The organism is Caballeronia sp. J97, from assembly GCF_905220305.1.
GTDB lineage: Bacteria > Pseudomonadota > Gammaproteobacteria > Burkholderiales > Burkholderiaceae > Caballeronia.
Genome location: NZ_CAJMZL010000023.1, coordinates 112,501 through 119,664 on the forward strand (window position 1 = coordinate 112,501; position 7,164 = coordinate 119,664).

The 7,164-nt window shown below is 66.2% G+C and carries 8 protein-coding genes; 4 read left to right on the top strand and 4 right to left on the bottom strand.

Annotated features, from left to right (window positions below):
• Positions 1–17: 17 nt before the first annotated feature.
• Positions 18–1,208 carry a PRC-barrel domain-containing protein gene (locus U4Y90_RS25405; RefSeq protein WP_321798704.1) on the bottom strand — a complete coding sequence of 397 codons (1,191 nt, stop codon included), beginning with the start codon at positions 1,206–1,208 and terminating at the stop codon, positions 18–20.
• Positions 1,209–1,353: 145 nt separating this feature from the next.
• The gene (locus U4Y90_RS25410; protein ID WP_321798706.1) at positions 1,354–1,920 is read right to left on the bottom strand and encodes an ankyrin repeat domain-containing protein; all 567 of its coding nucleotides are present in this window, start codon (positions 1,918–1,920) and stop codon (positions 1,354–1,356) included.
• Positions 1,921–2,269: 349 nt separating this feature from the next.
• Here U4Y90_RS25410 and U4Y90_RS25415 point away from each other — a divergent pair, with 349 nt between their 5' ends.
• On the top strand, positions 2,270–2,917 hold the full coding sequence (locus U4Y90_RS25415; protein ID WP_321798707.1) for a DUF938 domain-containing protein: 648 nt from the start codon (positions 2,270–2,272) through the stop codon (positions 2,915–2,917).
• Between the two features lie 12 nt (positions 2,918–2,929).
• Here the strand turns inward: U4Y90_RS25415 and U4Y90_RS25420 are convergent, their stop codons facing one another.
• Positions 2,930–3,859: a DMT family transporter gene (locus tag U4Y90_RS25420; RefSeq protein WP_321798709.1), complete on the bottom strand. Its 930-nt coding sequence runs from the start codon at positions 3,857–3,859 to the stop codon at positions 2,930–2,932.
• Positions 3,860–3,956: 97 nt separating this feature from the next.
• Between U4Y90_RS25420 and U4Y90_RS25425 the strand changes: the two genes are divergently transcribed.
• From U4Y90_RS25425 to U4Y90_RS25435, 3 genes are all read left to right on the top strand, one after another.
• Positions 3,957–4,868, top strand: coding sequence for a LysR family transcriptional regulator (locus tag U4Y90_RS25425; RefSeq protein ID WP_321798711.1), 912 nt, complete (start codon positions 3,957–3,959; stop codon positions 4,866–4,868).
• Positions 4,869–5,018: 150 nt separating this feature from the next.
• Positions 5,019–6,176, top strand: coding sequence for an aromatic ring-hydroxylating dioxygenase subunit alpha (locus tag U4Y90_RS25430; RefSeq protein WP_321798712.1), 1,158 nt, complete (start codon positions 5,019–5,021; stop codon positions 6,174–6,176).
• Positions 6,177–6,270: 94 nt separating this feature from the next.
• Positions 6,271–6,543, top strand: coding sequence for a hypothetical protein (locus tag U4Y90_RS25435; RefSeq protein ID WP_321798713.1), 273 nt, complete (start codon positions 6,271–6,273; stop codon positions 6,541–6,543).
• Positions 6,544–6,868: 325 nt separating this feature from the next.
• Here the strand turns inward: U4Y90_RS25435 and U4Y90_RS25440 are convergent.
• Positions 6,869–7,164, bottom strand: a 296-nt coding sequence (locus tag U4Y90_RS25440) for a hypothetical protein (protein WP_321798715.1), incomplete at its 5' end; no start/stop codon positions are given.

Sequence of the window (7,164 nt, forward strand, 5' to 3'; positions counted from 1 at the left end):
ATCGATGTCGTTATCCGTTATCTGGCCGGGCGCGCACCTGAAGCCGGCGCCTGCGCCGACACCGCGCCGGAAGCCGTCGCACTCGCCGCGCCCGACGAAGCCGCAGCCGGCGCCGACGCCGACGCCGCGCTCGCCGCCGTGGCCGGCGCGGGCACGACCGGCGACACGATCTTGATCGGCTGCTCGGGCGAGTAGGTCGGCGCGGCCTTCAACTGCGCGTCGTTGAAATCCATCTGCAGTTGCCATTGCTTGTTGCGCGAGAGCACGTGCATGTCTCCCCAGTTGGCCGCGACATGCCGCTTGTCGCCCGCGAGCGAACTGGACAGATCGAGCACGAGCGCCTGAGGCTGAGCCTGAGCGTCGATGAGCACATCCACCACGCGCCCGATGCGCGCGCCGTTCTTTTGCGTCACCGTCGAGTCGACGAGCTGCGTGAGATTCGCCGGCGCCTCCGCGACGGGCTGCGGCTTCGGCACCGGATCGGCCGGCTTGCCCTTGGCGGGCGGAGGCGGCGGCACGAAAGTGATCGGCGCGGTCTTGGCGTTCGGCGTGAAGCGAAACGCCGTCCACGGGAAATTCACCTTGCGGTCGCCAACGCCGAGGAAGCCCGCAAGATTCACCATCAGGAGCTTCGGCTTCGCGGCCGCGTCGATATACATGTCCACCGCGCGGCCGACGACCTTGCCGTCCGGGCGCTGCACCTCGGCGTCGAGCAGACCGTGCAGCTGCTCGTGCTGCATGATGCGCGTCGAGATGATCTGCGGCGCAGGCGGAGGCTCGGGTGGCTCTGGCGGCGGCGTGACGGCCGGCTCCGGCGGCTTCGGCTTGACGACGCGGCGCTTCGGTTTCGGCGCGGGCGCGGGCTTCACGGCGGACGCGGGCTCCGGCGCCTGCACGGCGGGCAGCGGCTCCTCGGGCTCGCCCGAACCCGTCTCGTCCGGCGCCGGGATATACGAGTGCTCGACGATCGGCGCAGGCACCTGTTGCGGCATCAGTCCACAGGCGGAGAGCGCAAAGGCGGCGGCGATGGGAAGGCCCGCGCCGAAGCGCAGCGCGCGCACCGTTCGCGCAATGGCGACGATGAGCGCGACCACGTTCAGCATCACGCGTGCGGCGGCGTGGGAGGCGCCGTTCGCCCGACACGCTCGCCCGGGCGCGTGAAGGCCGATCGGCGACGCATCACCCCGATGCGAGATACCGCCTGTCATCGCAAAAGCTCCATGGTTCCGGGTCACCTGCTTGTCTGGTTCGTTGTTGGATCGGTGGTTGTGAGGTCGATTCGACGTGCGCGAGGCGTCGTTCGTTCAACGGATTGCATCATGCATGCAAAGTACATCGTGCAATCGGATGCTTTTACACTTCAGGAGGCCGCGTGCACGCATCCGATGCCTTCGCGAGTCGTGCCGTGGTGTCCGGCGCGCCCATCTTCTCGGCGGCATCGCGCGCGCGAAACCCGCCCGCATCGCGCGCTTCCGGATCGGCCCCGCGCGCGATCAACAAGTCGACGATCTCGACGCGGTTGAACATCGCCGCGATCATGAGCGCGGTGCGTCCGTCGGGCGATGCGCCTTCGACATCCGCGCCGTGCGCGAGCAGCGTCTCTATCACGTCCCGAAAGCCCTTGAACGCGGCGCCCGCGATCGGCGTCTGGCCGTTGTCGTTGCGCAGGTTCGCGTCCGCGCCGTGCTCGAGCAGGACGCGCACGGCGTCGGCGTGCCCGTGATAGCTCGCGAGCATCACGAGGCTGTCGCCCTTGTCATTGCGCAGATTGGGCGGCAGGCCCTTGTTCAGAAGCGCATCGAGCATCGATGCGTCGCCGCGGCGCGCGACATCGAAGACTTCGCTCGCGAACGCGATCATGTCGTCGTCGGGACCGTCATGTGATTGCGTCGGCGGGTTGTGGTTCGGGTCGTGTTGCATGATTCGCTCCAATTCGATCGCGCCGCGTGCGCAGTCCTGAGCCTGTCGGGATGCATTCGGCGCGCCCGTATCACGTTGCGCCGGTATATGCATGCATTTGAAATGCATTCAATCTGACAGTCGGAATGCAGTACACATGCATGCAAAATGCGAAGGCGGACGCGGGATCAACCGGGAGCATACACAGGTTTGCCTGCAACCCGCGCTTTTCCGCGCGTGCGAGACAGCACGAATCGCGCCATGCCGGCGAGCATTCGCGTCCGGCGAGCGCAATGCTTGACGCGTCTTCGTGCATCCCGTTAGGCTCCACGCGATTCAACCGATTACGCACACACACCTGCCATCGCATATGAATCAGGCATCATCCGGCTCCGACGATACGCCGCCTCCCGACATCGCCGTGCGCCGCCGCGCGCCCGCCGCCGAACGTAATCGCGATGCGATTCTATCGGTCCTCGCACGCGTCCTGCCGCACAGCGGCATCGTGCTGGAAATCGCGAGCGGCACCGGACAGCACGCCGTGCATTGCGCGGCGGCGCTGCCGGGCATCGTCTGGCAGCCGAGCGATCCCGATGCGGATGCGCGCGATTCCATCGCCGCCTGGCGTGCTCATGCAGGGCTCGCGAATCTGCGTGCGCCTCTCGCGCTCGACGTGCGGAGCGACGACTGGGGCATCGAGAACGTGGCGGCGATCGTGTGCATCAACATGATTCACATCGCGCCGTGGGAAGCCGCCGAGACGCTCTTTCGCGGCGCCGGCGCGCGACTCGATGCGGGGGGCGTACTGTACCTGTACGGGCCCTATCGGCGCAACGGTGCGCATACGGCTCCGAGCAACGAAGCCTTCGATCAGCAATTGCGCGCACGCGATCCGCGCTGGGGCGTGCGCGACATGGAAGCGGTCGAGGCGCTTGGAGAGAAGGCCGGCCTGAGGCTCGTGGAGACGGTCGCGATGCCGGCCAACAATTTCAGTGTGGTGTTCGAGAAGCGCGCGTAGGGAAGTTCGCGTTCACGCCTCGCCTGGACGCGCCGCGAACATGCCGCGCCAGGGCACGGTCGCCATCAGCGACGCCGAGACGATCATCGCACCGCCGATCCAGCCCGCCATCGACACATGTTCGCCGAGCCACGCGCTCGCGAAGATCGCGCCGAACGCGGGTTCGCTGCCCATCAGAAGCGAGACGCGCGTGGGACTGCTGCGGCCGATCGCATAGTTCTGCGCGAAGAACGCGAAGAGGGTGCACGCGCACACGAGATACAGCACCGATCCCCAGAACATTCCGTGACCGGCGAGCGCGGGCAACGGCTGCCATTGCGAAGGCGCGAACATCAGGGCGATGGCCGCGCTTCCCGATGCGACCACGCCCGCCTGCACCGCCGTCACGGTGAGCGCGGGCAGCGGCGCGGCGCGCAGCACGCGCTTGGTCACGCAGACCGACAGCGCGCGCAGCACGGCGGCGGCGAGGATGAGCCCGTCGCCGAAATTGAAGTCGAAGGACAGCGCGCCATCGCCCGCGAGCAGCCATGCGCCCGCGAACGACACGCCGACCGCGAACCATTCCGCCGCGCCCGGACGGCGCCGGAGCAGCGCCCACTCGACGAGCGGCGTCAGCACGACGCACAAGCTGATCAGAAACGCAGCGTTTGCGGCGCGCGTGTGCAGGACGCCGAACGTCTCCGCGAGAAAGATCGAGAGCAGCAGCAAGCCGAGGACCAGCATGCCGCGAAGCGTCGCCGCGCTCGCGTGCCGCAGATGCCGCAGGTTCACGGCGAGCAGGCAGAACGTGATGCCGAAGCGCAGCGCGAGCAGCGCCAGCACCGGATAGAACGCGAGCGCGCTCTTGACGATACCGTAACTGCTGCCCCACACCATCGCGACGGCGAAGAGCAGCAGATCGGACAGAGGAAGCAGGCGTCGGACAGGCGATTCGATGGTCATGCGGCGGCTCCGGTGCAGGGGAGGCCTCATTGTCGAATGATGCGGGGAGCGCGATAATCCGGTTCGGATGCACAGCTTTATCGTCGCGATTGCACAAATGAATCCAGCCGATCTTTTCGATCTGATGCCCGACATGGCCGTGTTCGCACGCGTCGTGGATGCAGGCAATTTCTCGGTTGCGGCACGGCAACTGGGCAGCACGCCGTCGACGGTCAGCCGCCAGATCAAGCGTCTCGAAGAGGCGCTCGCCACACGGCTCCTCGAGCGTTCGACGCGCAAGATTCGCGTCACCGAATCGGGCATGCAGGTGTATCGGCATTGCCGCGACATGGCCGCGGCCGCATCGGGCGCGGTGGATGCCGCCGGGCAGGTATCGGGCAAGCCGCAGGGGCGCGTCACGCTGTCGGCGCCGACGGCGTACGCGAAATCCGTGATCCATCCGCTGGTGCCGGCGTTTCTCGCGGCGTATCCGGACGTCGATCTGCAACTCGTCTTCACCGATCACGACGTCGATCCGCTCGACAGCGAGGTCGATCTCGTCATTCGCGCGACGGGCCATCCGCCGCAAGGGCTCGCCGCGCGTCCGCTCGGGCGCGTGCGCTGGCTGCTGTGCGCGTCGGCGGACTATTTGCGCGCGCGGGGCGCGCCACTGCATCCGCGCGAGCTCGGGCATCACGATTGCATCCATCTCGGCGAAACCGCCGACGACCACCGCTGGCGCTTCAGCAGGGAGGGCGAGACGGTCACGGTCGCGGTGCGCGGACGCTACATCGCCAATCACGCGGGCGCGCGGCTCGAGGCGGCCGAAGGCGGACTCGGCATCGCGGCGCTGCCGGAATTCGCCGCCCGCGATGCGCTCGCGTCGGGCAGCGTGCAGACGGTGCTCGCGGACTGGGACATGCAGGCGCGCGCGTATCAGGGGCCTGTGTGGCTGCTTTATCCGCCCAACCGCTTTCTGCCGCCGAAGGTGCGTGTGCTGATCGACCATCTGCACGCGCATCTCGGCTAGCACACGCGGCGCGTACGCGCGCGAGCACGAATCCGGGCGATCTTGCGCGCGCCGAAATGATCGACGCCGTGTAGACTGCGAATGGTCGTTCATTGCGCCGTGTAGGGCCGTGGCGCTCAATCCGATCTCCTTTCACCGGAGGCGTCGTACATGCACGCAGCGTTGCCGCAAGGCGAGCAGGAAGCCGGTTCCAGCGATACATCGTCGAGGCCGCCGCGCGATCTGCGCCGCGTCGACATTCATCCCGATCATTGGTATCCGCTCGCGTGGTCGCGCGAAGTGAAGGCGGGCCGCGCGCATGGCGTTCGGTTCGCGGGCGACCCGGTCGTGCTCGTGCGCACCGCGTCCGGCAAGGTGTTCGCGCTGGAGGACCGCTGCGCGCATCGGCAGGTGCCGCTGTCGGCGGGTGTCGTCGACGGGGAATCGATCCGCTGCTGCTATCACGGCTGGACGTACGACTGCACCGGCCGCTGCACCGACATCCCTTACCTCGGCCGCGAGCGCTTGCCCAACGGAGTGCGCGCCTATCCGTGCCGCGAGGCCGGCGGCATCGTGTTCGTGTTTACGGGCGATCCGGCGCTGGCCGAAAGCGCGAAGTTTCCCGAGCTCGGCTGCGCGACAGATCGCGCGTACAAGACACGGCGCTTCGGCCGCGAGGTGAAGTGCCACTATTCCTTCATGCACGAGAACCTGATGGACATGAACCATCAGTTCCTGCATCGGCGGCAGATGGGCAACATGCGCGCGCGTTCGCTCGGCAGACGGCGCGGCGAAGACTGGATCGAGGTCGACTACACGTTCGCGCGCGAGGCGGGCAAGCAGCCGATCGGCGAGGCGCTCGTCTTCGGGCAAAAGCGCGGCACGAAGCCCGACGCCGATCAGAAAGACGTGATGACGATCCGCACCGAATATCCCTATCAGACGCTCAAGATCCGCACCAAGGACGACACGATGGTGATGGACCTGTGGATCGCCTACGTGCCGCTCGACGCCGAGCAGCGCACGAACCGCACCTTCGGCCTCTTGTCGATCCGCCGCCCGAAAATTCCGGGCCTGCTCGACGCCGCGTGGCCGTTGCTCGTCTGGTTTACCGAGCGCATCTTCAAGGAGGACCGGTGGATCGTCGAGCGTGAGCAGGAAGCGCATGACCGGCAGGGCGCGGACCACAATCATGAGGTGTTTCCGGTCATCAACGAACTGCGCGCGCTGCTGATGGAGCGCGGCGTGCCGCACGGCGCGGGCAGGACGACGGGCGATGCGCGGCGCGTGCATTTCATCCAGCCGGTGCAGGATCTGCCCGCATCGTGACGCCTGCGGCGATGCGCCTCGTTCGCACCCCATTGCACCGGCCGCGCCATGGCGCTATACAGAAAGCAGAGACCACACACGGAGGACCATCATCATGAACAGCGACCCGACCAAGCCGCGCGACGACGCCTCGGGTATCGGCGAGGCGCATCCCGAGGTCGAGCATTTCGATGCCGCCATCTCGCACGTCGACGAATCCTACGCGGCCGGCAAGATGGCGGCCGGGGCGGCGAAGGGCATCCTGTACAGCATCATCGAGACGCTCGGCACGCTCGTCGGCGATCCGGACCTGCCCGCGCATGCACGTTCGGGCTATGAAGGTCTGCTCGAAACAGCGCGTGAACTGCGCGCGAAAATCGAGCACTAGCCGACTCGATCGGGCGTCGCAAGCTTGCAACGCGTACGCCCGATGTCATTTTCACGTCTGCGCATTGTCGGGTAATTCACAGAAGTCTCTCGACGCGGCGGCGATCCACATCGGCTGAAGAACGCGCGTACCCATCCCACGCAGCCCGCTTCGTCGTTCTCATTACTCCTGCTTCAACTCAAACAACCGGTCTTGCCGCGCGGCAGTCACGTCTGCCTTATGCAGCAAGACTTTGCGTTCTCCCTCGACGGGCGGCTGGGCGATCGAAGCTGGCCGCCGCGTCATCGATCCGGCTCCCCAAAGCCGTGCATTCGCCACATCTACGTCAGCTTGCTATCAGTTTCATGCCCGGTTGCCCAATATCTGCGTGCCCGAAAATACTGGTTAACCAGACAGTGAAAAAAAACGACACAAAACTGCGTCTTTCTTTCCCATTCGGTCTGTAAGCCATACACTTGCCAGCGATAAAAGTTACGAGTTGAAACATAACGAAGTCGCCACGGCGGCACCGGTTCCAAAGACTCGCACGCAAGTAATTGCCCACCGCTTGAGGAGAAAAAATGAAGGGTTTCACGATGACCAAGGCGGCGATCGTCGCAGCCACTGCGTTCGCCGCCGCGG

Coding starts and splice junctions, on each gene's coding strand:
- U4Y90_RS25435 (WP_321798713.1), top strand. CDS start 6,271: ATGAACAGCGACCCGACCAAGCCGCGCGACGACGCCTCGGGTATCGGC.
- U4Y90_RS25410 (WP_321798706.1), bottom strand. CDS start 1,920: ATGCAACACGACCCGAACCACAACCCGCCGACGCAATCACATGACGGT.
- U4Y90_RS25405 (WP_321798704.1), bottom strand. CDS start 1,208: ATGACAGGCGGTATCTCGCATCGGGGTGATGCGTCGCCGATCGGCCTT.
- U4Y90_RS25420 (WP_321798709.1), bottom strand. CDS start 3,859: ATGACCATCGAATCGCCTGTCCGACGCCTGCTTCCTCTGTCCGATCTG.
- U4Y90_RS25430 (WP_321798712.1), top strand. CDS start 5,019: ATGCACGCAGCGTTGCCGCAAGGCGAGCAGGAAGCCGGTTCCAGCGAT.
- U4Y90_RS25425 (WP_321798711.1), top strand. CDS start 3,957: ATGAATCCAGCCGATCTTTTCGATCTGATGCCCGACATGGCCGTGTTC.
- U4Y90_RS25415 (WP_321798707.1), top strand. CDS start 2,270: ATGAATCAGGCATCATCCGGCTCCGACGATACGCCGCCTCCCGACATC.